General features: G+C 53.8%; 26 protein-coding genes. 9 read left to right on the forward strand and 17 right to left on the reverse strand.

Features of this window, described 5'->3' with window-relative positions:
* The first annotated feature begins 67 nt into the window (after positions 1–67).
* From SLW75_RS11975 to SLW75_RS11985, 3 genes are all read left to right on the forward strand, one after another.
* Entirely contained in the window at positions 68–379 is a 312-nt protein-coding gene (locus tag SLW75_RS11975; RefSeq protein WP_065986881.1) for a DUF485 domain-containing protein, read from the forward strand.
* Complete coding sequence (locus SLW75_RS11980) at positions 376–2,034, forward strand: cation acetate symporter (RefSeq protein ID WP_192135476.1); 1,659 nt, start codon at positions 376–378, stop codon at positions 2,032–2,034. Before SLW75_RS11975 ends, SLW75_RS11980 begins: the two co-directional genes overlap by 4 nt.
* A gap of 636 nt (positions 2,035–2,670) precedes the next feature.
* Complete coding sequence (locus tag SLW75_RS11985) at positions 2,671–2,967, forward strand: hypothetical protein (RefSeq protein ID WP_410934543.1); 297 nt, start codon at positions 2,671–2,673, stop codon at positions 2,965–2,967.
* Between the two features lie 571 nt (positions 2,968–3,538).
* On the opposite strand, the gene SLW75_RS11990 is transcribed toward SLW75_RS11985, so the two are convergent.
* Positions 3,539–4,579, reverse strand: coding sequence for a hypothetical protein (locus tag SLW75_RS11990; RefSeq protein ID WP_012723149.1), 1,041 nt, complete (start codon positions 4,577–4,579; stop codon positions 3,539–3,541).
* Positions 4,580–4,691: 112 nt separating this feature from the next.
* Between SLW75_RS11990 and SLW75_RS11995 the strand changes: the two genes are divergently transcribed.
* From SLW75_RS11995 to istB, 3 genes are all read left to right on the forward strand, one after another.
* The gene (locus SLW75_RS11995) at positions 4,692–4,955 is read left to right on the forward strand and encodes a hypothetical protein (RefSeq protein ID WP_012723150.1); all 264 of its coding nucleotides are present in this window, start codon (positions 4,692–4,694) and stop codon (positions 4,953–4,955) included.
* 239 nt (positions 4,956–5,194) lie between these two features.
* On the forward strand, positions 5,195–6,745 hold the full coding sequence (gene istA / locus SLW75_RS12000; RefSeq protein WP_032657045.1) for an IS21 family transposase: 1,551 nt from the start codon (positions 5,195–5,197) through the stop codon (positions 6,743–6,745).
* Positions 6,742–7,491 (forward strand): IS21-like element helper ATPase IstB, encoded by a 750-nt coding sequence (gene istB, locus SLW75_RS12005; protein WP_012723152.1) that lies wholly within the window; start codon positions 6,742–6,744, stop codon positions 7,489–7,491. The genes istA and istB overlap by 4 nt, the downstream gene beginning before the upstream one ends.
* A 204-nt stretch (positions 7,492–7,695) precedes the next feature.
* Here istB and SLW75_RS12010 read toward each other — a convergent pair whose 3' ends face one another.
* The 10 genes from SLW75_RS12010 to SLW75_RS12055 form a co-directional block, all read right to left on the reverse strand.
* Entirely contained in the window at positions 7,696–7,785 is a 90-nt protein-coding gene (locus tag SLW75_RS12010) for a DUF4113 domain-containing protein (RefSeq protein ID WP_311138688.1), read from the reverse strand.
* Positions 7,786–7,954: 169 nt separating this feature from the next.
* Positions 7,955–8,335, reverse strand: coding sequence for a hypothetical protein (locus SLW75_RS12015; protein ID WP_012723153.1), 381 nt, complete (start codon positions 8,333–8,335; stop codon positions 7,955–7,957).
* A gap of 121 nt (positions 8,336–8,456) precedes the next feature.
* Positions 8,457–8,651, reverse strand: coding sequence for a hypothetical protein (locus tag SLW75_RS12020; protein ID WP_032657047.1), 195 nt, complete (start codon positions 8,649–8,651; stop codon positions 8,457–8,459).
* Between the two features lie 3 nt (positions 8,652–8,654).
* Positions 8,655–9,944 (reverse strand): cbb3-type cytochrome c oxidase subunit II, encoded by a 1,290-nt coding sequence (locus SLW75_RS12025; protein ID WP_012723154.1) that lies wholly within the window; start codon positions 9,942–9,944, stop codon positions 8,655–8,657.
* Between the two features lie 3 nt (positions 9,945–9,947).
* On the reverse strand, positions 9,948–11,405 hold the full coding sequence (locus SLW75_RS12030; RefSeq protein WP_046722265.1) for a cbb3-type cytochrome c oxidase subunit I: 1,458 nt from the start codon (positions 11,403–11,405) through the stop codon (positions 9,948–9,950).
* On the reverse strand, positions 11,398–11,904 hold the full coding sequence (locus tag SLW75_RS12035) for a c-type cytochrome (RefSeq protein ID WP_012723156.1): 507 nt from the start codon (positions 11,902–11,904) through the stop codon (positions 11,398–11,400). The genes SLW75_RS12030 and SLW75_RS12035 overlap by 8 nt, the downstream gene beginning before the upstream one ends.
* On the reverse strand, positions 11,901–12,263 hold the full coding sequence (locus SLW75_RS12040; RefSeq protein WP_224265906.1) for a hypothetical protein: 363 nt from the start codon (positions 12,261–12,263) through the stop codon (positions 11,901–11,903). Before SLW75_RS12040 ends, SLW75_RS12035 begins: the two co-directional genes overlap by 4 nt.
* A gap of 1 nt (position 12,264) precedes the next feature.
* Complete coding sequence (locus tag SLW75_RS12045; RefSeq protein WP_103388956.1) at positions 12,265–13,500, reverse strand: molybdopterin-dependent oxidoreductase; 1,236 nt, start codon at positions 13,498–13,500, stop codon at positions 12,265–12,267.
* A gap of 59 nt (positions 13,501–13,559) precedes the next feature.
* Positions 13,560–14,552, reverse strand: coding sequence for a beta-propeller fold lactonase family protein (locus tag SLW75_RS12050; RefSeq protein WP_012723159.1), 993 nt, complete (start codon positions 14,550–14,552; stop codon positions 13,560–13,562).
* 158 nt (positions 14,553–14,710) lie between these two features.
* Positions 14,711–15,607: a LysR family transcriptional regulator gene (locus tag SLW75_RS12055; protein ID WP_012723160.1), complete on the reverse strand. Its 897-nt coding sequence runs from the start codon at positions 15,605–15,607 to the stop codon at positions 14,711–14,713.
* Positions 15,608–15,722: 115 nt separating this feature from the next.
* On the opposite strand from SLW75_RS12055, the gene SLW75_RS12060 reads away from it, so the two are divergent.
* Positions 15,723–16,892: a TDT family transporter gene (locus SLW75_RS12060; protein ID WP_012723161.1), complete on the forward strand. Its 1,170-nt coding sequence runs from the start codon at positions 15,723–15,725 to the stop codon at positions 16,890–16,892.
* Between the two features lie 8 nt (positions 16,893–16,900).
* Here the strand turns inward: SLW75_RS12060 and SLW75_RS12065 are convergent, their stop codons facing one another.
* Positions 16,901–17,509, reverse strand: coding sequence for a uracil-DNA glycosylase (locus SLW75_RS12065; RefSeq protein ID WP_012723162.1), 609 nt, complete (start codon positions 17,507–17,509; stop codon positions 16,901–16,903).
* A gap of 45 nt (positions 17,510–17,554) precedes the next feature.
* On the opposite strand from SLW75_RS12065, the gene SLW75_RS12070 reads away from it, so the two are divergent.
* Both SLW75_RS12070 and cydB read left to right on the forward strand, forming a co-directional pair.
* Positions 17,555–18,982 (forward strand): cytochrome ubiquinol oxidase subunit I, encoded by a 1,428-nt coding sequence (locus SLW75_RS12070; protein ID WP_012723163.1) that lies wholly within the window; start codon positions 17,555–17,557, stop codon positions 18,980–18,982.
* 3 nt (positions 18,983–18,985) lie between these two features.
* Positions 18,986–19,993 (forward strand): cytochrome d ubiquinol oxidase subunit II, encoded by a 1,008-nt coding sequence (gene cydB / locus SLW75_RS12075; RefSeq protein ID WP_012723164.1) that lies wholly within the window; start codon positions 18,986–18,988, stop codon positions 19,991–19,993.
* Positions 19,994–20,124: 131 nt separating this feature from the next.
* On the opposite strand, the gene ppa is transcribed toward cydB, so the two are convergent.
* The 5 genes from ppa to SLW75_RS12100 form a co-directional block, all read right to left on the reverse strand.
* The gene (ppa, locus tag SLW75_RS12080; RefSeq protein ID WP_012723165.1) at positions 20,125–20,676 is read right to left on the reverse strand and encodes an inorganic diphosphatase; all 552 of its coding nucleotides are present in this window, start codon (positions 20,674–20,676) and stop codon (positions 20,125–20,127) included.
* Positions 20,677–20,790: 114 nt separating this feature from the next.
* Positions 20,791–22,074: a phosphopyruvate hydratase gene (eno, locus tag SLW75_RS12085; protein ID WP_012723166.1), complete on the reverse strand. Its 1,284-nt coding sequence runs from the start codon at positions 22,072–22,074 to the stop codon at positions 20,791–20,793.
* Positions 22,075–22,147: 73 nt separating this feature from the next.
* Entirely contained in the window at positions 22,148–22,489 is a 342-nt protein-coding gene (locus SLW75_RS12090; protein WP_032657050.1) for a hypothetical protein, read from the reverse strand.
* Positions 22,490–22,592: 103 nt separating this feature from the next.
* Positions 22,593–22,859 carry a hypothetical protein gene (locus SLW75_RS12095; protein ID WP_012723168.1) on the reverse strand — a complete coding sequence of 89 codons (267 nt, stop codon included), beginning with the start codon at positions 22,857–22,859 and terminating at the stop codon, positions 22,593–22,595.
* A 42-nt stretch (positions 22,860–22,901) separates the two neighbouring features.
* Positions 22,902–23,225, reverse strand: coding sequence for a DUF190 domain-containing protein (locus tag SLW75_RS12100; RefSeq protein ID WP_012723169.1), 324 nt, complete (start codon positions 23,223–23,225; stop codon positions 22,902–22,904).
* Positions 23,226–23,251 lie beyond the last annotated feature (26 nt).

The following is a 23,251-nucleotide window of genomic DNA, read 5'->3' on the forward strand; positions in this document are numbered from 1 at the left end:
GGAGTGCAACGCAGAGCGGACTAAAGTGCAAACCGTGACATCCATCTGTGCTGCGAGGACAAAAACAATGAACGACAGCATTTACCTCTCGATTCAGAACAGCCCGCGCTTCAAGGAGCTGGTCTCGAAAAGGGAACGATTCGCCTGGATTCTCTCGGCAATCATGCTTGGGCTCTATGCCGCATTCATCCTTCTGATTGCGTATGGGCCTCAGATTCTCGGCGCTAAACTCAGCGCCACATCAACCATTACCTGGGGTATGCCGATCGGCGTCGGGCTGATTCTGTCCGCGTTTATTCTGACCGCCATCTACGTTCGCCGCGCAAACGGTGAGTTCGATGACCTGAACAACGCGATCCTGAAGGAGGCACAGCAATGATCCGGCGCCTGCTTGCGGCCTTCGGCCTTGCGGCTTTCGCACCGACACTCTGGGCAGCCGAAGCGCTGACCGGTGCGGTGCAGAAGCAACCGTTGAACGTGTCGGCGATCATCATGTTTGTGGTCTTCGTCGGATTCACCCTGTACATCACGTACTGGGCGTCGAAAAAGAACAAGACAGCGTCGGACTATTACTCGGCAGGCGGCAAGATCACCGGTTTCCAGAACGGTCTGGCCATTGCCGGTGACTACATGTCGGCGGCGTCCTTTCTGGGGATTTCCGCGCTGGTGTACACCTCCGGCTACGACGGTCTGATCTACTCCATCGGCTTCCTGGTGGGCTGGCCGATCATCCTGTTCCTGATCGCCGAACGCCTGCGTAACCTGGGCAAGTACACCTTCGCTGACGTGGCGTCCTATCGCCTCAAGCAGAAGGAAATCCGCACCTTGTCCGCCTGCGGTTCGCTGGTGGTCGTGGCGTTCTACCTGATCGCGCAGATGGTCGGCGCCGGCAAGCTGATCCAGCTGCTGTTCGGTCTGGACTATGCGGTGGCGGTGGTGCTCGTCGGTATCCTCATGTGCCTGTACGTGCTGTTCGGCGGCATGCTGGCGACCACATGGGTACAGATCATCAAGGCGGTGATGCTGCTCTCCGGTGCGTCGTTCATGGCGTTGATGGTGATGAAGCACGTCAACTTCGACTTCAACGTGCTGTTCTCGGAAGCTGTGAAGGTTCACCCGAAAGGTGAGGCGATCATGAGCCCGGGCGGTCTGGTGAAAGATCCGATCTCGGCGTTCTCCCTGGGTCTGGCGCTGATGTTCGGCACCGCGGGCCTGCCCCACATTCTGATGCGCTTCTTCACCGTGAGTGACGCGAAGGAAGCCCGTAAGTCGGTGCTCTACGCGACCGGTTTCATCGGCTATTTCTACATCCTGACCTTCATCATCGGTTTTGGCGCGATCCTGCTGGTCAGCACCAATCCGGCGTTCAAGGACGCGGCGGGCGCGCTGCTCGGCGGCAATAACATGGCGGCGGTTCACCTGGCCGATGCGGTCGGTGGCAGCCTGTTCCTGGGCTTTATTTCGGCGGTGGCGTTCGCGACCATTCTGGCGGTGGTGGCAGGTCTGACCCTGGCCGGTGCTTCGGCGGTGTCTCACGACTTGTATGCCAGTGTGATCAAGGCGGGCAAGGCTAACGAGAAAGACGAGATCCGTGTGTCGAAGTACACCACGGTTGCATTGGCGGTCGTGGCGATTCTGCTGGGTATCGCGTTCGAGAGTCAGAACATTGCGTTCATGGTGGGCCTGGCGTTCTCGATTGCGGCGAGCTGTAACTTCCCGGTGTTGTTGCTTTCGATGTACTGGAAGAACCTGACCACGCGTGGCGCGATGATCGGCGGCTGGATGGGGCTGGTCAGTGCGGTGGTGTTGATGGTCCTCGGTCCGACCATCTGGGTGCAGATTCTGCATCACGAGAAGGCGATTTTCCCGTACGAGTATCCTGCGTTGTTTTCGATTGCGATTGCGTTTGTCGGGATCTGGTTTTTCTCGATCACGGATAAGTCGAAGGCGGCAGAAGGTGAGCGTGCGTTGTTTTTCCCGCAGTTTGTGCGTTCGCAGACGGGCCTGGGGGCCAGTGGTGCGGTGTCGCATTGATTTGAGGTAGTGCTGTTGTGAAAGCGCCCCGATTAGTTCGGGGCGTTTTTGTTTAGGGGCCCTGCCTAACGGCAGGACTGTTTCGCCTTCGGCGAGTTACTTGATAAAGCCCCAAGTAACCAAGGGCTTGTGCTCCTGGTTGGGCTCCTCCTTCGTCGGAGTACCTTCACTCCGGTCTCGCTCCGTGGGCCCGCGCCGAACGGACACCCATGTCCTGACGGCGCTCTCGCGGCATCCATGCCGCTCGGCCCACTCCGCGAGACCTGCGTTCAGCCTGCACCCAAGTCGCGATTGGTGGTGACTGGGCTTTTTGTGTACGAAGATCAAAAGCAACGGCAACGGCAACGGCAACGGCAATGGCTTCCCGGCTGAAGCCGGTCCCACAGGGTGTACGCGGTGTGCTTTTTAGTGGGACCGGCTTTAGCCGGGAAGGGGCCAGTTCAGGCGGTAGGTATCTCGTAGATTTTGACCGAAGCTCGCTTGCGACCGTTGTTTCAGCGCTGATGAATATGAGGAACATGTCATTTTTGCGATCAGTGCTTAAAAAAGATTGAACCGCTTTTACGCCGGTTCGCCTAATGATCAGCGTGTGGAGATTCCCACAGGCCTTGTGCTAATACCGGCACTCTTCGAGAGGTGGTTAACGTGGCTAAAGACGACAAGAAAACCAAAGGTGAAGCTTCGAAAGCCAGCAAGGATTTGAAGGACAAGAAGTCCTCTCCGGAAAAGAAATCAGCGGCGGCCTCGACTCTTTCCAAGTCTTCTGAAAAGAAAGACACCAAGAAAGACACCAAGAAAGCGGCTGAACCAAAGAAAGCCGCTGAGCCAAAGAAGGCGGCAAAGAAAGCTGACAGCAAGCCAGAAAAGGCCAAGAAATCAGACAAGGCAGAAAAGGCAGAAAAGGCCGACAAGCCTGCAAAAAAGAAAAAGTAATATCTGCACCTGGCTAGGGCTTCACGCCCTAGCTTCCCCAGAACGTTCTGTTCGATCGTTGTAAATCCCCCCCGATCTCCTCAACACCCAGTGGCTGCCGCTGACGGGCGAACGCAAGTTTCTGAATTGTTAGTGTTCAAACCGACCCATTCCCGGCTAAAGCCGGTCCCACTAAAAAGCACACCGCGTACACCCCGGTAGGACCGGCTTCAGCCGGGAAGCTCTTGATCTGCTTTAAAGCGCTTTTGATCTTCGTACACAAAAGGCTCAAACACCGCCAATCGCGACTTTGGTGCAGGCTGAACGCAGGTCTCGTGGAGTGGGCCGAGCCGCATGGATGCGGCGAGAGCGCCGTCAGGGCATGGATGCCCGTTCGGCGCGGGCCCACGGAGCGAGACCGGAGTGAAGGAACCCGACGAAGTCGGGCCTAACCGAGAGCAAGCACCCTTGGTTGGGAAATTGCAACCCATTTGACCAGCCATTTGCATTCGACTTGACCAGTCGTTTGCATCGGAAGTGACCAGGCATTTGCATTGGACTTGACCACTCGCCTAGCGAGTCATTTGAAAGGCTAAAGCAGCGGTACTGGTGGCACTGTCTGTGGCGCGCCATCGATGATGCACATCCATCCCCAAGTTCTCAGTGCCGACGTCTTCTTAAACTCCTCGACCAGCTCGGCCGCAATTTCCCCTATGTCCGTCCGCAACTCGAACTGAGGGCGCATTGCGTGCAAAACGTCAATTCCCATGTCCCCGGCAAGCAGCTTGCACATCAGCTTATTACGAAGCTTCCAAGGTAGGGCTTTTCCGCGCCTTTCCGGATGCTGGTAAACCATGGTGTTCAAATGCGCCGACGCGTGGATGTAGTCAGCGCTGCTCATCCAGATATGCAGATGGGCAGGCACTCCAAGGGGTAGGACGTTGAACACGAGCCAATCGATTAGGCCAACGGCAACACCGCGCGCTTGAAGCTCCATTGCCAGCATCAGAAGTACTTTGTGCAAGGTGCCTGCTGCCTTGATAGCAACGGTTTTTCGACCTAGGAGATCTGCTTCGACCACTATCGCGATCAACGCAGCGAGGGCATCCAAGCTTGCCCTGCGTTCGAGTTTTTCGAGTAGAACTTGAGTGATTGGTTCGCGCTGAACACTGTCCCAAATCATGTTGCTGGTGCTGCGATAAAGCACCAGTTGGACATCGGTATTTAACGCACGGAAGTAGCTGTCGAAGCTGATTTTCTGTTGCCGGGAGATCAGCTTCATCAAAGTCCATATGGGATGATTCAGGTCGCGGGACGATCCAGGTGCTAGCAGTTCCACCCTACTCAAGGTCTTGGCCTTGGGGGAGATCATTTTCTGTTCGTACCTAGACCACTTGCTTCGGTAATGCCGGATCGTGCCATTCGTATTTCTTCGAAATGACTCTTTTTCGAAATACAGCTCAAGGGCATAGGCAGTTTTGAGGCCTGTCCGCTGCCTCAGTCCTTCGAACCAGTAGCCCACTGCGAGCATTTCCACTGTGTTGCTTCGGGGGCGGCTATTTTCCGGAATTTGTTCGCGCAAGCTGCCTGCGAACTCCGAATAAATGTTTGCAATTCTCTTAAAATCAGACACTTAAAAATCCCCGAACGATCTTTGTACCGTAAAAAATGTAGAAGTCTTACGGCTGGAGCGCAAGGGGGCGGTTTATTACTATCAACTGTGACCAAACCGGACATTAAGTGCGATGCGCGAGCCCCTTGAAATCCAATTTCTGTCATTCGAATTAGAGCTCGACCTCAAACAGCGATATGGCCTGATGGTGGGTGGCAGCGCGCTGTGGAGAGAGTTGGGTTACACATCGTACGACGCGTTTCGTAAAGCTAAACAGCGAGGGACAATTGAGGTGCCGCTATTTGAAGTGCCTAATCGTCGGGGGTTCTTTGCTCTGTCCAAAGAGGTCGCTTGGTGGATTGCTACGCAGCGCTGCGCACGGCAGCAGGCCGTATGAACTAAGCATATGAGGAGTATCACAATGAGATCAGGATAGGAGCTAGCCGGTGGATTTGGAGCACAAAAAAGCCCAGGGGTGGAGCCCTAGGCTTTTTTGATGGTGTTAGGTTTCAGCCCTACGCGCCGTCATTCTGTGTTCCCTCGCGTTCGGCGTCAAGTCGATCACATTCCGTTTGTCTGCAATTTTCACACGGCGCGACCTGTGAGGTGTTCACACACCTGTCGCGAGGAGAACATATGAGGCTGCCAATAAGTACGCAGCGCGAGGTGCTACGCCTTACGAGCGACCCCAAGCTGTCGAATAGGGCTATTGGCCTATTAGCCAAAGTGTCCCATAACACTGTTCGCACCATTCGGGATCAGTTGGCACAGTGTGGACAAAGCTGGGAAGAACTGAAGCACCTTGACGACAAAGCGCTGGCGGAGCGTCTGCATACCCAGCCAAAAGTCTCATCTCAAAGGAAGGCTTACCCGTCATGGCCTGCCATCCATGAACAGCTAAAACTTCCTGACATCACCTTGGAACTCCTATGGCAAGAGTTTCGTACAAGCGAGCCAGAAGGCGTGTCTTATGCTCAGTTCACACGGATTTATCGTGAATGGGTCAATAGGCAAAAGCTGAGCATGCGACAGACTCACCTCCCCGGAGACAAGTGCTTCGTGGACTTTTGTGGCAGGACAATGCCTGTGACCAACCCGGATACTGGAGCAATCAGCCAAGCTCAGGTGTTCGTGGCAACGCTAGGTGCCTCGGGATACATTTTTGCCACCGCCGTGAGAAGTCAAACGATCCCAGACTGGCTCAGATGCAACATTCTGGCCCTGGAGTTCTTCGACGGGGTTCCACGGTTCGTTGTGCCTGATAATTTGAAGTCAGCAGTGACGAAAAACACGAGAGATGTGGTGACCCTAAATCGTGCCTACGCCGAGTTTTCTGAGCACTACGGATTTCAAATTTACCCCGCCAGACCGCGTAAACCGCAAGACAAGTCGCTAGGTGAGATTGCTGTTCAACTGGTACAAAGATTCGTTCTCGCAAGGCTGAGAGCGAGCACCTTTTTTTCCTTAGAAGAGCTCAACGAGAAAATCAGCTACTGGGTTGATGAGCTAAACAGTCGAATCACTCGAACGTACCCTAAGAGCCGAACCAGCCGCTTCCTTGAGCTTGACTATCCAGCCCTCAAGCCGCTCCCAGAACATAAGTACAGCTACAGCAAGTGGGTGTATCAGGTTAGGGTAGGCAGCGACTACCACGTACAATTTGAAGAGCACAGCTACTCGGTTCCTTACCACTTCGCGAATCTTCTTGTCGATTTGCGCGTGCGAGACGATTGGCTCGAAATCATTCATCAGCGCCGTCTCATCGGCTCGCACAAGCTCAATCGTCAGCGGGGCACTAGCACTCTCAAAGAGCACTTGGCCCCGAATCACAGATATTTCCAGGACTCCCAGCCGGAAGCTCTGATTGTCTGGGCTGAGACTATTGGGCCGGAAACGCTCCGTTTCGTGAAGGACAACCTCAACCTGCGGAAAGATTTCTCGACCGGTTTGAAGGTCGTTGTTGGCCTGAAACGTGACGTTCGCAAAGGGGCAATCACACCGTCACGCCTTGAGTCCGCGTGCGGCTATGCGAATAGCTTGAACATCCTAAGTTCTGAGCGGCTGCGTTCGATCCTTCGGAACGAATCTGACCTGCGCCCCAACTACCGAAGATCCGCCCCCTTGGTCGAACACGCCAACATACGTGGTGCTGAATACTACGCCTCACAGGGAGATGAGCCGCTATGAAGTCAATCCTCGATACTGCCCAAAACCTTATGTCTCTTGGTCTGCACGGGATGGCAGCAGCCTACGAGCGTCAGCTTGAAACACCGGCGCTGCTGAAAGAACCATTCGAAACAAGGCTTGGTTTAATGATGGATGCCGAAAATAGCGAGCGTGAGAGCAGAAAGGTTGGACGTTTGCTAAAGAACGCAAGGCTTCGTGAGAATGAAGCCACAATAGACAGCATTGAATTCAAGGCGTCTCGAGGCATAGACCGCAATACGGTCATGTCCCTTGGTGAGTGCGAGTGGTTAGCGCGACGTCAGAATGTGATCATCACGGGCGCTACGGGCACTGGCAAAACCTGGCTCGCTTGCGCACTCGGAAACCAAGCCTGCCGCCTTGGGCGAGCGACGCTGTATCGCACTGCCACGAAGCTTTTTGAAGAAATCTCACTTTCTTACGCTGACCACACCACGCCTAAACTACGTCGGCATTTGATCCGCGCAGAATTATTAGTCATAGATGATTTGGGCATCGGTGGCATTGACGCCCAGTTGGGCCCGTTCCTCCTGGACGTTATCGACGAGCAGTCACAGAACGGCTCATTGTTGATTACAAGTCAGTACCCTAAAGAAAAATGGTATGACCTGTTCTCCGACCCCACGATTGCCGATGCAATTCTTGACCGTATCGTTCACAAGTCCCACGTTATAGAACTGAAAGGCGAATCAATGCGAAGGATCAAAAGTCGCAAACGGTTGCAATAGGATCCGGTGTTTATCCAGGTGGGCAATACGAATGCAATTGGTCAAATTGAATGCAAGCAGTTGGTCAAATGCAACGCAATCACCTGTTTTTTCAATAATGTATAATTGGCGGGATTAAGATTTTTGCTATGCTCTTTGAATCATCCTACCTTAATCAGATCTGAGGGTTGAAACCTTTAGTAAGTCCCAGCCCCAGTGCTAGCCCTATTTAAATTTAACAGTCCAGAGGTGATCCAGCTGGGTTGTGCAAATGGGGCTTAGCATCTGGCGCTTCATACCCCAGTATGGCGTTATGGGAACATCTCAAGAGCGTACGGTGCCTCGGCCCCATTTTACGTTGATCTGATCCATCATGCTTTGTGAGGCGCAGCGGCCGCACGTTGGCGGAACTATCAGGTAGTTAAACTTCTAGTTTGCGCCACTGACAAAGCCAGGGCGCATGCTAGCCTGTTAATTAATGAGGTTACGGTTTAGCAACGTGCCAGACTTGGTTGACACCGTCGCCGGTTGTATCCCCTGGCTTGGTATCTTTGACCCAGCTGTAAAGTGGCATGCCTTTGTAAGCCCATTGTTTTGTGCCATCGTCTCGAGTGACGACAGAATAATCATGATCCGCTTTGGCGTTTGCCGACACTGCCAGAGGTGGCCAGTTTGCAGCGCATGGCCCAGTGCAGACCGACTTGCCCGAGGTGTCCTTACCGAACGTGTACAGAGTCATTCCTTTCGCGTCTACGAGTACTTTTCCCTTGTCTGTTTCAGCAACCTTGACTGGCGCGTCGGCGAACGCAAAACCAGATATGCAGCAGACGGCAACAGCAGCGGTGAGGATCATTTTTTTGAACATACGTATTCCTTTGGTTTTTGTGAATTTTTGTAGGCTCGCCTGCTATTTGAAATAGTACGCGACCAGACAGTAGACGAACGCCAGACAGTTCTATTCCAGTTCCGTAAAAAACTTCCCAATATTATGTTTTACCGGAACCCTGATCTTTCCCCCCCTGTTGATCCAATGGCGTTCTTATTTGAGCAAAACGACGTTCACGCTCAAGCATCACGAGCTTGGGCGCCTCACTCCACAGCCGAAGTTCAGGGCTGACCCACCAAGCTACAACGAATGCAGAAACGATCAGGGTCATCACAATTACCATTGAAGCAAACATGATTCACTCCTGCTCGGTAGGTTGGTATAGCGTACGCAAATAGGTAACTACAGCAGTTCGTTGTTCGTCCGAGAGCACTGCTTTCCAGGGAGGCATTGCCGTACCTGGTATGCCTTCACGCAAGACGTTCTCCAGATACGCCGTGTTGCCTTTCTTCTCCCAGAAGTTCGCGGGGCGTGGGGAGAGCCCGCGAGATGCAGGCCCATTGCCCTGGCCACTGGCACCGTGGCAGCTAGCACAATTGGTGGAAAATAGAGACTGCCCAAGCGCTACGTCGCTAGACGGCAAGGCGCGCTCGTCCGCTGTATGCAGGCTTTGCACATAAAGCGTGAGTGCCACCAGCGTTGAGTTATCAAGGTCTCTCCAAGCGGGCATTGCTGTCCCGGGCCTGCCGTTCCACAAAACATCGGCTAAATGCCGGGTTGTAAATTGTGCATCGCGCAGGTTAGCCGGACGTGGCAGCAACGTCGGCGCCGCTAAGCCATCACCTGTTCCACTCGGACCATGGCACCCGGCGCAGTTCTCCGCGAAAGCCGCTTGTCCCAGACGTAATGCGATCGAGCGGTCATTTGCGTTAGTAGGTATCACAAAGCCAGGCACTGGCCCATCCAAGCGAGGTCGCGCGGCGATTGCATCTTGGCTTACATTGAGTGACGCCGACATTTCTTCATCTGCCATGCTGTCGTGCGACATCGCGTTACTGCTCTTCTGGGTTGATTGTTGAGCGTCAACCTGCGCCTGAAGCGGATCGTCATAACCCGAAACTTTTCTAGCTCTACCAAGCGTCTGTAAGTAGGCAACGAGGTCAATTCCATCCGATGTCGGTTTGTTGGCATCACCTTTAAACAACCAGGGATAGCCAGGCATTACAGAGTCACGAACGACATATCGAGGATTGAATAGGTGGGTCAGATGCCAATCATTACTTCGTACCTCGGTTTCCCGAGCTAAATCAGGACCAATGCGGCGAGTCCCCCAGAGTTGTGGGTAGTCGTATTTCGTTTCCCATGCTTCAGTGGGCGCCCCCCAGCGACTGACGTCCTGAGCTACGAATCGTACTTGTTGAGTATGACAATAACCGCACCCTTCGCGGGCATATACAATGCGCCCTCGTTCTTCTTTCGCGGAATACTGTTGCATGTTGGCAGGTGCACGGGCCTCGATTTCCTTTTGCAGTTGCTTCCCAGGCAATATCCCGAGCAGCATAAACGACAAGATAAAGAAGCCGATACCGGCTACAAATATGATCAGATAGGCGCTATTGAACAGGCGATGCTTGGTAACCGTTTGCATACCTTAAACTCCCGCTAACGTAGGGTGAATGACGGGAGAGGTACTTACGGCAGCACCGTTGTTTCGGGCTCCTGTAGTTAGGCCCAGGAAAAACGCGATGAAGCCTGCCAGAATCGGCAATCCGCTTAGGTCTCTGATCCACCAGTACGCCAGAGATGCGCGTACAGAGTCCATCCACGGCGCGGTGGTTTCCCATATTTGTGCCTGTACCAAACCGCCGGCCGTTAGTGTGGTGAACATGGCCAGTAGGCCGATAGTTATCAGCCAGTAAGCCCAATTCATCGCCGCTGCGCTGTAGCGGTTGTTTGGTATACGCTGCCAGGCATGGGCAATCCCGCCAGCGGCAACGAAGGTTGCAAAACCCAGCATCGCGAGATGCGAATGGCCAATTACCCAATCGGAAAAGTGAGTCAATCGGTTGACCGGCATCAGAGCCTGGAACGCGCCCTGCAAACTGACGATTAAATAGAACACCGTGCCCGTCCAGACAAACCTCAGAGGGACATCGCTTGCGACTGTCGAAGCTTGGCCTCGCAGTGACATCAGTTGGTTGAATACAACTAGTATCACGTCCATGCCCAAATACACGGAGGCGATAATGGCCGCCTTCTGCGCGTCCATGGGGATAGCCGAATAGACGTAATGGTGAGTGCCATTGAGCGGATAAAAAAAGAATAGAAACCAGAAACCGATCATTGACAAAAAGTGGCTATAGATAGGTCGATTGGTGGCGGCCGGAATAATGTAGTAAGAGATCGCAAGTACAAATGGCGTAACGAACAAACCCACTGCGTCGTGAATCCAAAGCCCGCTGAATGCAGCACCTTGCGCGCCGGGGATAAATGCAGGCGCGAAATTTCCTACTGGATATGCAAGCAGCGTAAATACGGCTCCGCCGATCAGGTACCAAGCCGAAATATACAAGCCTCCTCGTTGCCGCTTAAGCAAGAAAGGCCCCGCGAATTGGGCACATACCAAAATCAGACCGAGTACTACCACTAGGTCCACGATCATTGGGAACTCCGCCCATTCTAAAGACTGTATTGCGAACCATGGGCTATCGAGCCCGAGGGAAATAAGTAACCATCCGGGCAAAAGGACACCAAGATTCCAAATATAGAAAATGACCCAGCCCAATCTGCGACTGAACACCGGGCGATCAGCCAGGCGCGGGACCATGTGGTAACAGAACGCAAAGAAAGCATTGGCAAGCCAACCAAAAAAAATACCTTGTGTGTGATCGAACCTCAGGCGACCCCAGGTCAGCGCTGCGTGGCTACTCAGCAGATCGGGCATTGTCAGCTTCAGAGCAACAAGCAGGCCCGCAAGAGCTGATAGAAACAGTGTGATCACTGCTGCATAACCGTGGGCTTTGATAAGATCGTAATCAATGCGCGGCAAAATATCCGAGGGTTGATTCGCGTCTAGAGCATGCTCTGTTCCAGCTATCAGTCTACTCATGGCTTAGCTCCTTCAACGAAACGGTTTTGGAGCGGCTTAGAATCCATGCTGCCGTTCCTGATCGCTCCTCCGGCGTCAGTGTTATGTCCGTAGGCCCTGCAGAATAACCATCCCATCCTGGTTGGGGATGGGAAATGGCAGCGACCATGACAGCCAATGCTTCGTGATTAAGCGGCTTCGTCCCAATTACAGATTTATATCGTGCAAGGACTGCATTCCAGCTAGGACCTACCGAACGTTGAGTCGCGTCATGACACCCTGCGCAACGCTGTTGGACCACAATTGCGCCTGCGCCGACCAATGCAGTGGTCAACTCGACCTTATCTGTTGAGTCCACTCGCGACGGGAGAGCATCTCCTCGTCGGGTGATATCCGAGGCGCCGTGGGTGCCGATGACCTTCCAAGATATCAACGTGCCGAGCGCCAATACACCAATCAACATAGCCAATGCAGTTCGGGAAATCCCATGGGCCGATGTGTCGCGAACAGGATCACTCATGGTGTCTCCTTGCCATTGAAGAACATCAGATAATCGATGATTGGTTGTACGGCTTCGTCGGGGATGGGCGCTCCATATTCGTCGCGCATTTTGGCGACCTCAGCCGCCCAGGTTTTACGCGGAAATGCAGGTTGGTTGGTAACGTAACGAGGAGAATGGCAGATCACGCATTGTGCCAGAAATTCGCTGCGCCCCGGACCGTCCGGCAAGTAGGGCTCGTCGTGGGGAACAGTGATTGAGTGCACGGGAGCACCAAAATCGACCTTCGGTTCCTCGGCCGCAAAGGCGCTTGGTATCCAAATAGGTAGGCTACACATCAAGGCAAAAAAGAGCATTCTAGGCTGGAGAAATGTCGTCATCTCACACCACCATTCCAGTGGTTTGTTCGATAACCCGGCGCGCATAGCCTCCCCGATTCCACTGGGTGGTCAGTTGACCTTGCCCGGCGCGGTTGGTGGCGCGGACCTTGAACGTGTATCGGCCTTTGTCAAGGGGGGTCCATACGAAGCGCCACCGACGCCAAGAGAACCGGCCGATCTCGGGGTCGAGCGTCGCATCTGCCCAAGTACGCCCGCCGTCAACTGAAACCTCAACCCGAGCGATACCATCGCCGCCATCATTGGCTAAGCCCTCTAGCATGTATGGATGATTTACAAGCAATAGTTCTTCGGGTTCTGGACGTACGAATACGGAGTGAGTGACAAAGCGGTTGATGGGTACCGTTTTCTTGGAGAGGTTTCCTGGCTCCTCGTTGATCTCTGGATTATCAGGAATTCGGTAGGCTTGGTTCATCCAAATATTGCTTAAAGGTTTATCTAGCACCTCAATGTGAGCCAATGATTTAATCCAGTAAGTCGCGTACCAACCGGGTACCACTAAGCGCAATGGAAAGCCATTGAGCATCGGCAGTGGTGCGCCATTCATTGCGTATGCAACCATCACATCACCATCATTGGCATGGTCAAACTTCAATGACTTCACGATCTTTGGCAAGCCTGGCATTGGCGACTCATCCAGCCCAGAAATTGCCACCTCGACTGCTCCTGCTTTAACACCTGCACGATCAAGGAGGTCCTTGAGGCGAACGCCTGTCCACTGTGCATTTCCCATCGCGCCAAATTGCCATTGCCCACCAGGAGGTTTAGGACCAAACAAGCTTCTGGCATTGCCTGAACATTGGTTCATGGCCACCAGTGTCACGGGCTCGAACTCGTTGACCAAGGCATCAAGAGAAAAAGACTGAGGATTGGCAACCTGGCCATCGAGACGCAGTCGAAAGGTTCGCGTATCGACCTGAGTTGGATACCCCGACAGATGCCACCGAACAAAATAGGCTTCGTTAGGCGTCAGGTCCTGGCGAAAATAATGCAGCGGCGTTTCCAACTGCGGCGGACGATCAGTAATCAGAATCAGTCCCGTTTTCTCTGGAAAACGTACAAGGCGTCGTTCGGACTCTGCGGATTCGATCCTATCTAGTTGCGCCAAGTCCGTTCCAGAAAGGGCTTGGCGCGGAAGCAGGCTAGCGAGACCAGCGCTAGTGGCCAACCCGAGTAAACGACGGCGATTCATCATCCAGAACTCATCACTTCCATTCATTATTATTCACCAGGTCGTGGAGTATCAGCAGGCCCTCGAGAAGGCCTGCGTTGTTTCGATCAGTCAGCCTTGAGCGTCGATACCACCTTGTTGCTGGCGAGATCGACGGTGGAGATGCTCAGGTCCTCGTTGAGGACATAAGCCTTCGACTTGTCTTTGGTGAAGACAATGGCCTGGCGGGGTGCCTTCAAACCGGTCACAGTGGTCGTCACTTTCAGCGTTTTGGTGTCTATCACTGACAGGGTGTTGTCACCCAGGTTACCCGAGTAGACGTGCAGTCCGTCTGGAGTCAGGGCTGCACCGTAGGGGTCTTTGCCCACCATAACGGTGGTTGTGATAGCGCGTTTTTGAGTGTCGACAACTGCGATGCTGTTACTGCCGCTGTTAGCCGCGTACAGCGTATTGCCGTCGGCCGATATGGAGATGGCGCGCAACTTGTTGAAGCCAGTGATCTCACCTTCGATCTTATTGGTCTTGCTGTCGACCAGGGTGATTTTGTCGCCAAGAAAGTTGGTGACATAGACGGTTTTGCCGTCAGGGCTTACTCGGATGCCTTGGCGCGGTTGGGAGAAGCCAGGTACCACAGCTACTGGTCGTTGGTGATCAAGGTCAATAACCGACAAGGTGCTGGCGGCCTCGTTGTTGACGTAGAGCAGGCTCCCATCCTTGCTGAGCGTGGTACCAAAAGCACCTGCACCTAACGGAAGATCTGCGATGACTTTTAATGTTTTGGTGTCGATCTTACGAACGACCCCTAAGCTGCTGTCGGAAAGGTAGAACACATCGCCGTTTGGAGAAAAGACAATGTTGCGTGGCGTGATATAGCCGGTGAGAACCTGACGAACCTTGCCGGTTTTCAAGTCGTAGACCACCACGTCAGGACGCTGACTGTAGGAGACTACGGCTGTCGATTCGTCAGGGCTGACAGCCAGTGAGTTGTTATGAATATCACCATCGAAGGTCCAGCGATCTTCCGCTGCCGACGCACTCATTGATGCGGCGAGCGCGATACCCAACGCCAGTGCAGTCACTGTTTTCTTGATCACATTCATCAGAGGTTCCTCACAAGGGGCAGCCAGGCGTGAGATTGCGCCTTGGCAAATGCAGCTCGCTGATTGCTGCTAGACAATGAGTTGACCTTAAGCGCTTGGGATAAATTCCGAAAACAAGTTGTTGTGGTAGTAGTTACCTACTTTTCAAATAGATTTCGTTAGCTTTGGCTCGCAAACTGAGTGCAACTTTGCCAGAACCGTTCAAGTCCGGACGAGATGAATTTTTCCCGGTGGCGGATCAGAAAAAAGCGCCGGCTCAGCCCAGGCAACGCATGCGGCAGTTCAATCAGGTCTTGAGAAGTCAGCAGATCCCGAACGACCCTGCTCGACAGGCAACTGATGCCGATGCCTTGTGCAAGGACGTGTTTGATGGCTTCTGAGCTGCCGATCTGGCGGGTTTCAGCGAGGTCGTGCAGGTGACGCAACAGCAACTGTTCGACTTCCTCCCGAGTGCCCGAGCCAGGTTCGCGGAGAAGCCACTCAGCAGTACGCAGGTCATCAAGGGTGACCTGCGACTTGAGTGCTAAAGGGTGACGTTGGCCCGCTACAATGAGCAGTTCATCTACAAGCCAAGGTTCGGCACTCAGTTCGGGCAAGTGGCACGGTCCCTCAATCAGTCCCATATCAATCTCGAAATCTGCGACCTTCCGGGCGATAGCCATGCTGTTGGCCATATCAACATCGACCCGCAGGTGCGGAGCCGATTGGCGTAACTCGCCAAGTATCAATGGCAAAACATAGTTGCCTATAGTGGTACTACAGCCTACCCGCAAGCGAGTCTTCAGCTCTGCATGCCCTGGAAGGAAGCTGTTTTCTATCTGCAACGCGTTCTCAAGCATGCTTCTGGCCTGGGGCAGTAATGCTTGGCCGTTATTGTTTAACACCAAGCGTTTGCCTACGCGATCGAAAAGCCGGGTATCCAAGGCGCTTTCCAACTCGTTGAGTGCGGCGCTGGTGGCCGATTGCGAAAGTGACACAGCGATGGCCGCGCTGGTGGTGCTGCCCTGTTGCGCAATGGCGCAGAAGATTTGCAATTGACGTAGGCTTAACTTCAATTTTCTACCTCTTTAACAGGTAACGTAAACCTATACTATCCGTTTAGCCGCTAACCTCATCAAGCTATACTTCAGGCAAGTCACATTGAATGAACACTGAAGCGGGAGCGCGAAAATGAGTGATACACGACTCGCAGCGATTATGGGCGGCAGCCATCCACTGGCAGCATTGTCCAATCCACGAGAAGCGATCCGGCAGTTCACACCTAACTGGTTCGCCGCCACGATGGGCACCGGGATTCTGGCTCTGGCTTTGGGCCAACTGCCATTTGCCGCGCAGTGGCCCAAAGTGTTAGGTGAAGCCTTGTGGTTTTTCAATATCGCGTTGTTTTGCCTCTTTACGGTGTTGTACGCAAGCCGCTGGGCCCTGTTCTTTAATGAAGCCAAACAGATCTTCGGTCACTCCACCGTGTCGATGTTTTTTGGAACCATCCCCATGGGGCTGGCGACAATCATCAACGGATTTCTCCTTTATGGCTTGCCACGCTGGGGGGATGGGGTTGTCGCTTTAGCTGAAGTCCTGTGGTGGATCGATGTCGCCATGGCGTTGGCGTGCGGGGTTCTGATCCCGTTCATGATGTTTACCCGCCAGCAGCACAGTATCGACCAGATGACAGCAGTATGGCTGCTACCTGTGGTTGCGGCCGAGGTAGCCGCCGCCAGTGGTGGGCTACTGGCGCCGCACCTTGCTGATGCGAGTGCACAGTTCACCCTGTTGATCACCAGCTACGTGCTATGGGCATACTCAGTGCCCGTTGCCTTGAGTATTCTGGTGATTCTGCTGCTGCGCATGGCATTGCATAAATTGCCTCATGAGAGCATGGCGGCATCGAGCTGGCTTTCATTAGGGCCCATTGGTACTGGTGCGTTGGGGATGCTGGTACTCGGCAGCGACGCTCCGGCGATCTTCGCCGCTCATGGAATGGCCGGCATCGGAGGCGTTGCCGAGGGCATTGGCTTGATCGGTGGTGTGCTGTTTTGGGGGCTTGGATTGTGGTGGATGGTTTTGGCGCTGCTGATTACCGGTCGCTACTTCAGGGAGGGTATTCCTTTCAACCTCGGCTGGTGGGGTTTCACCTTTCCGCTAGGCGTGTATGCGGTGACTACCCTTAAATTGGGCTCCATGTTGCACCTCGCGTTCTTCAATTTTGTGGGCGTGGTACTGGTATTGCTGCTTGCGATCATGTGGATCATCGTCGCGGCCAAAACTTTGGTAGGCGCGTATCGCGGCAACTTGTTCATCTCGCCCTGCATCGCCTCGCTGAACAAGATGAGCAAACCCTGAACCTTTGGCTACTCAATCGACTGTTTGGCGTCACGCAGCGTGGATAGGATGCGTTGCCGAACACTCGGGTGAGTGCAAACAGAAAGCGGGCTGGGGTGTGGCATCTCGAGCAATGAGATATCGGGAAAGGCGTGTCGAACCCGCAGCATCGCCTGCTGAGCGACACGTCCGGCAAATACGACAGTCGCGAGATCAGGAAAATGCGGAAGCAGCGTGATTAGCTTCTCAATTCCCTCCTCAATTTGCGCCCTGCGGAGCGACGCCTTGGGCTTTTCAAGATCGGGCAGCCAAGGATATAGATTCCAGATAACGGTCTCTCGGCGTTCCAACCCAACCTGTTCCATGAAACTTTTGAGGTTGCGTTGTGCAGGCCCCGGATTGTCTCGTGAGACATACCGTGCACGACTGACCGTTCGCGCGGGTGACTCTAGCAATATCAATATTTTGGCGTAGACGCCGCCATCCAACGGATCGAAATACGGCAAGGTTTTGTCGCCCGTGGACTGGGAAATCACCCAGCGCGTCAGTTGCGCAACGTTCGGCATCAGCAGAAAAATTTCTCGCGCTTCAAGCGAAATCCCGAGGGGGGCGGTGCCTTGGTGAGTCGACACTGACAAGACGCTTCCTCTATTGATACGAAATTGCCATTAGGAGGCCACGATATGTTCGATCTTCAAGCTCTTGACCTCGCGCGAATGCAGTTCGCTTTCACCGTTTCATTCCACATCCTGTTCCCGGCAGTTACCGTCGGGCTGGCTGCTTATCTAGCAGTGTTGGAAGGTCTTTGGTTGAGGACGCATGACAATACCTATCGGACCTTATACCACTTTTGGATCAAAATCTTCGCAGTCAACTTCGGTATGGGTGTGGTGTCAGGATTGGTCATGGCGTATGAGTTCGGTACCAATTGGAGCAGATTTTCGTATTTCGCCGGCCCTATAACGGGGACCCTACTGACCTACGAGGTACTGACGGCTTTCTTTCTTGAAGCTGGATTCTTGGGTGTGATGCTTTTTGGTTGGAGTAGAGTCGGCCGTGGCCTACATTTCTTTTCTACCGTGATGGTGGCCGTTGGCACCTTGGTTTCCTCGTTCTGGATTCTCGCCTCTAATAGCTGGATGCAAACCCCACAGGGCTTCAAAATTGATCATGGTCAAGTGATTCCGATGGACTGGCTGAAGATTATCTTCAATCCGTCTTTTCCTTACCGCCTGGTGCACATGTCGATTGCTGCCTTCGTGGCAACGGCGTTCTTTGTCGGCGCTTCAGCAGCCTGGCACCTGTTGGGAGGTCGCGATAACCCGGCCGTCCGTCGAATGTTATCAATGGCGATGTGGATGGCGTTGATTGTGGCGCCGATACAAGCCGTGGTGGGCGATGCTCACGGGTTGAACACTTTGGAGCATCAGCCGGCAAAAATTGCGGCAATAGAGGGCCACTGGGAAAACGTGGGCAATGAGCCGACGCCGTTGATCCTGTTTGGCTGGCCCGATATGAAGGCTGAGAAGACCCGGTTTTCCGTCGAGATTCCCTACTTGGGCAGTTTGATCCTTACCCACAGCCTGGATCGTCAGATTCCTGCCTTGGCATCCTTTGCGCCGGAGGATCGCCCCAACTCGACTATCGTGTTCTGGTCGTTCCGTATCATGGTTGGCTTGGGAATGCTGATGATTTTCACTGGACTGTGGAGTCTATGGTTGCGAAAGCGCGGCACGCTCTACCGGTGCCGCTCGTTCTTATACTTCCTGATGCTTATGGGGCCGTCAGGGCTGATCGCCCTATTGGCCGGCTGGTTTACCACTGAAATCGGTCGTCAGCCTTGGGTAGTGTATGGACTGCTGCGCACTGCCGATGCTTCGTCGAACCATAGCGTGGCGCAGATGAGCATTACCTTAGTGCTGTTTGTCCTGGTTTATTTCGCGCTTTTCGGAACCGGCTTGGGCTACATGATGCGCCTGGTACGTAAAGGACCCCAAAATCACGAAGGCGACGCGCTTAGCCACGGTGGGCCTGGCCATCTGCGAACACCTGCCCGTCCTCTATCTGCCGCCCACGGTGGCGATGCTGATAGCCATCACAAGGGGCATTGACTCATGGGCATTGATCTTCCGCTGATTTGGGCCGTGATCATCATCTTCGGCATCATGATGTACGTAATTATGGACGGCTTTGACCTAGGGATTGGCATTCTTTTTCCTTTCATGAAGGGCTCGGGCGATCGCGACGTAATGATGAACACGGTCGCGCCTGTCTGGGACGGCAACGAAACCTGGCTCGTGCTTGGCGGCGCGGCGTTGTTCGGCGCCTTCCCGCTGGCCTATTCGGTGGTCCTGTCGGCCCTGTACCTGCCGCTGATTTTCATGCTGTTCGGGCTGATTTTCCGCGGCGTGGCCTTCGAGTTCCGTTTCAAGGCCACTGACGAGAAGCGCCACATCTGGGACAAGGCCTTTATCGGCGGCTCCCTGGTGGCGACCTTCTTCCAGGGCGTGGCGTTGGGCGCCTACATCGACGGCCTCCCGGTGGTCGATCGCCAGTACGCCGGGGGCGGCCTAGACTGGCTGACGCCGTTCAGTCTGTTCTGCGGCGCTGCGCTGATAGTTGCGTATGCCTTGCTTGGCTGCACCTGGCTGATCATGAAAACTGAAGGCGTGCTGCAAAAAGCCATGCATAACCTGGCCCGTCCTTTGACGTTGGCACTGCTGGCTGTGATCGCCGTGGTCAGCTTATGGACGCCGCTCGCCCATGGCGATATCGCTGCACGCTGGTTCTGCCTACCGAACCTGTTCTGGTTCCTGCCGGTGCCAGTCCTAGTGTTGGTGACTATGTGGGGGTTGTTCAGGGCCGTGGCGAGCAGTGCTCACTACGCGCCTTTTATCTTGACCCTGGTATTGATCTTTCTGGGTTACAGCGGCCTCGGCATCAGCCTGTGGCCGAACATCGTCCCACCGTTGACGTCGATCTGGGATGCCGCAGCCCCCCCGCAAAGCCAAGGTTTTATGCTTGTAGGTGCTCTGCTCATTATCCCGATCATTCTGGGCTACACCATTTGGAGCTACTCCGTGTTCCGAGGAAAGGTTAACGATCAGGCAGGCTATCATTGAGTGAACTGACACCCTTTAAATGCCTCGGGAATCTCTAGTCCGTTCAGGAATGCAGTCCTTGGGTTACTTCGCCATCAGTGACATTATTGCAGTGCTTGGAGCGTAGCTCGGTACACAGGTGGCCACATCCTTTAATGTGGCGAGTGGTCCCCCTTTTTTGGTTTATACGTAGCTACCGATTTGCGAATCTCTTCTCGGGCCTCATCTGCGCTCCCCCAACGGCCCATCTTTACCCACTTACCCGGCTCCAATGCCTTGTAGCTTTCGAAGAAGTGCTGGATCTGTGCGAGGAGTAATGCAGGGAGGTCAGAGAATTCCTTTATGTTGCTGTACACAGAGCTTAGTTTTTCATGAGGCACCGCGATCACCTTGGCATCCGCTCCAGCTTCGTCCGTCATGTACATCACGCCAACCGGGCGACTACGAATGACAACGCCAGGCGATACCGGGTAAGGGCAAATCACCAAGACGTCCAACGGGTCTCCGTCATCGCTCAACGTATTTGGAATGAACCCGTAGTTGGCCGGATAGAACATGGGCGTGCTGAGGAAGCGGTCTACGAAAATTTGTCCACTCGGCTTGTCCACCTCGTACTTGATCGGCGAGTGGTTTGCAGGAATCTCGATAACGGTGAAGAAGTCATCGGGGATCGCGTTACCAGCTGGAATATCCGTGTAGCTCATGCTCATATCTCCAAGCGTCTAGGAAAGGCCAATGCCACTGACGTTTTTGCCAACAGCGATATGTGGTTCGTTTTTTACGGTAACCAGTACAACAGGTTTACCGGCTATAGGCCGTCAGCGCACGAATGCATCATGTCCTGCATAAAACGCATGGCTGCCAAGATGCTCTTCTATTCTCAGAAACTGATTGTATTTCTCGACCCGCTCCCCTCGACATGGAGCGCCCGTCTTGAGATGGCCAGTACCCATGGCAACAGTCAGATCTGCGATGAAGCTGTCTACAGTCTCCCCGCTACGATGAGAAACCATAGCTCCCCAATTTGCCCCGTAAGCCATTACGATGGCGGCTTTGGTCTCAGTCAGGGTTCCGATTTGATTGGGTTTAATCAGTACAGCATTGGCGACGTTTTCTTTGATGCCTCGTTGAATCCGTTCGACGTTGGTGACAAACAGGTCATCTCCAACCAACTCGATCCGGTTACCCAGCGCAGCATTCAATTGCTTCCAGCCCGACCAATCGTCTTCCGCGAGGCCATCTTCCAGTACCGCAATCGGGTACTTGTCGACCCAGGAGGAATAGAGACTAATCAGCTCTTGAGCATCGACCTTACGACCTTCAGAGCGCAGATGGTAAAGACCGTTCTCATAGAAACCGCTGGATGCTGGGTCGATAGCGATCTCGATCTGAGATCCAGGGGTATAACCGGCCCTTTCAATTGCCTTAATGATCAGCTCAATGGCATCTGAGTTTTTCTTGAGCGTCGGCGCAAAGCCGCCTTCATCTCCGACCGCTGTTGAGTAGCCGGCGTCCTTAAGCACCGCTTTCAGCTCGTGGTACACCTCAGCGCCCCAACGCAAGGCTTCCTTGAAACTGCCAGCCCCTGTAGGTGCAATCATAAATTCTTGGAAGTCAGGGCCTTGCCAGTTTGCGTGAACACCGCCATTGAGAATATTGAACATTGGGACGGGCATTCTTGCTGCTTGCTCGCCGCCCAGATATTGGAACAAGGGCACTTTCATCGCAGAAGCCGACGCTCTGGCTACGGCGAGGCTGACGCCCAAGATGGCGTTTCCTCCAAGCCTAGACTTATCAGGTGTTCCATCCAGCTTAATCATCAGATGATCAATCTGTTCCTGGTCAACTGCATCCTGGCCTCTCAGAGACTCAAGTATTTCGGTATTCACATTGCTAACGGCCTTTAACACTCCTCTGCCGGAATACCTCTTTGGATCATGGTCACGCAACTCAACAGCTTCGTGAGCGCCTGTAGAGGCACCGGACGGGACTGAAGCCCGGCCCAGTGTTCCGCACTCCAAGGTGACGTCGACTTCAACGGTAGGGTTACCGCGTGAATCGAGAATTTCACGTGCATGAATAGCCTGGATTTGCGTTTTCATTGATTTTCTCCAAGGGACGATTCGGGAACGTCATTAACCATGTGAATAAGTCGAGAGGCCTCGATTTCGGAAGTCAGCTCTCCATGAGTATTCTGAACAGCTGCACTGCCGACACCGCAATTGCGGGAACCAAGAAGCCTCCAATAATTAGCTCAGGAATCTCTCCCACCAAGGGCATGAATTGCCCTCCCTTTGCCATCTGGAAAAGCTCCAGCATTTGGTTTGACGCAACCATCACAGAACAGCAGTACGCAGTCTGGGCTTGTAGCATGGCCCGCCTTTGATCTAGCAGATGAAACGTCAGCAACGACACTCCAATGCTTACGATGAAAAGCGCGACGAATTCATAGACGGATCCTGTAAAAAGCCTGCCCATCACAAGCCCGAATACGATGCTCAGCATCACTGCGCTCATGTGGTATCCCATTTCTCTAAAGTGGTTTTGATGAGCCGACGTCGGTGAGTTCCATTTCGCAATCTCATCTTTGGATTGCCCACCACCATCGCGCTCGTAACGTTCAACGTTGCTGTGCTCTCAGCTCGTAGCCAGGTACGCAGGTGATGGTCACGTCTGCCTTGCAGGATTTCTCACTGGGCATGCGCATCGTGACCAAGGCGCCTTCGAGCGAGGTGACGATGTACCAACCCTCGCTCGATACCTTTTGGCTGCCTGCAATGCCCGCCAAAAAAAGCGCCCAAAAAACCAGTCCTACGAGGAGCGGCCTGTTGTCACGAGCCCAGTTGACGGGGGCTGGCTGTGGACGCAGGTTATAAATTCGGTACATGGCGTTTATCCTTTTTACTGGTTGTCCAACAAACCGTGGTTTTCAGCTTTTCGCCTGGCCCACTCGACCGTACTCGATGGGCAATTTGATAAAGCTCAGCGAAAACGCCTCCTTGGCCAATGCTTCCAGCAACTTCTCGCACCCGGGCTCATCAGTGGATATCGTCACTGTGACCGGATGATCAGCACCGCTGAGGAAATGCGCGGTATGCAAATGTCCTAAATGATCCAGGCCTTCCGTACCGCTCACCAGCGTCGCTCCCAACATGCCCTCTCGTTTGGCGAACTCAACCAGCCACTCCCCGAGTGGAAGATGCTGGTAGTTGGTACTCTGTTCAGTGAAAAACGTCAGTTGAAAGCCATTCATGGCAACATCCTCTAATGTGGCGAGAG

Source organism: Pseudomonas sp. W5-01, assembly GCF_046540435.1.
Classification (GTDB): Bacteria; Pseudomonadota; Gammaproteobacteria; order Pseudomonadales; family Pseudomonadaceae; genus Aquipseudomonas; species Aquipseudomonas graminis_B.

Bases quoted from the DNA above. Each gene is read 5' to 3' on its own strand.
- SLW75_RS11975 (WP_065986881.1), top strand. From the start codon at position 68: ATGAACGACAGCATTTACCTCTCGATTCAGAACAGCCCGCGCTTCAAG.
- SLW75_RS11980 (WP_192135476.1), top strand. From the start codon at position 376: ATGATCCGGCGCCTGCTTGCGGCCTTCGGCCTTGCGGCTTTCGCACCG.
- SLW75_RS11995 (WP_012723150.1), top strand. From the start codon at position 4,692: ATGCGCGAGCCCCTTGAAATCCAATTTCTGTCATTCGAATTAGAGCTC.
- istA (WP_032657045.1), top strand. From the start codon at position 5,195: ATGAGGCTGCCAATAAGTACGCAGCGCGAGGTGCTACGCCTTACGAGC.
- istB (WP_012723152.1), top strand. From the start codon at position 6,742: ATGAAGTCAATCCTCGATACTGCCCAAAACCTTATGTCTCTTGGTCTG.
- SLW75_RS12015 (WP_012723153.1), bottom strand. From the start codon at position 8,335: ATGTTCAAAAAAATGATCCTCACCGCTGCTGTTGCCGTCTGCTGCATA.
- SLW75_RS12020 (WP_032657047.1), bottom strand. From the start codon at position 8,651: ATGTTTGCTTCAATGGTAATTGTGATGACCCTGATCGTTTCTGCATTC.
- SLW75_RS12025 (WP_012723154.1), bottom strand. From the start codon at position 9,944: ATGCAAACGGTTACCAAGCATCGCCTGTTCAATAGCGCCTATCTGATC.
- SLW75_RS12030 (WP_046722265.1), bottom strand. From the start codon at position 11,405: ATGAGTAGACTGATAGCTGGAACAGAGCATGCTCTAGACGCGAATCAA.
- SLW75_RS12035 (WP_012723156.1), bottom strand. From the start codon at position 11,904: ATGAGTGATCCTGTTCGCGACACATCGGCCCATGGGATTTCCCGAACT.
- SLW75_RS12040 (WP_224265906.1), bottom strand. From the start codon at position 12,263: ATGACGACATTTCTCCAGCCTAGAATGCTCTTTTTTGCCTTGATGTGT.
- SLW75_RS12045 (WP_103388956.1), bottom strand. From the start codon at position 13,500: ATGAATGGAAGTGATGAGTTCTGGATGATGAATCGCCGTCGTTTACTC.
- SLW75_RS12050 (WP_012723159.1), bottom strand. From the start codon at position 14,552: ATGAATGTGATCAAGAAAACAGTGACTGCACTGGCGTTGGGTATCGCG.
- SLW75_RS12060 (WP_012723161.1), top strand. From the start codon at position 15,723: ATGAGTGATACACGACTCGCAGCGATTATGGGCGGCAGCCATCCACTG.
- SLW75_RS12070 (WP_012723163.1), top strand. From the start codon at position 17,555: ATGTTCGATCTTCAAGCTCTTGACCTCGCGCGAATGCAGTTCGCTTTC.
- cydB (WP_012723164.1), top strand. From the start codon at position 18,986: ATGGGCATTGATCTTCCGCTGATTTGGGCCGTGATCATCATCTTCGGC.
- ppa (WP_012723165.1), bottom strand. From the start codon at position 20,676: ATGAGCTACACGGATATTCCAGCTGGTAACGCGATCCCCGATGACTTC.
- eno (WP_012723166.1), bottom strand. From the start codon at position 22,074: ATGAAAACGCAAATCCAGGCTATTCATGCACGTGAAATTCTCGATTCA.
- SLW75_RS12090 (WP_032657050.1), bottom strand. From the start codon at position 22,489: ATGAGCGCAGTGATGCTGAGCATCGTATTCGGGCTTGTGATGGGCAGG.
- SLW75_RS12095 (WP_012723168.1), bottom strand. From the start codon at position 22,859: ATGTACCGAATTTATAACCTGCGTCCACAGCCAGCCCCCGTCAACTGG.
- SLW75_RS12100 (WP_012723169.1), bottom strand. From the start codon at position 23,225: ATGAATGGCTTTCAACTGACGTTTTTCACTGAACAGAGTACCAACTAC.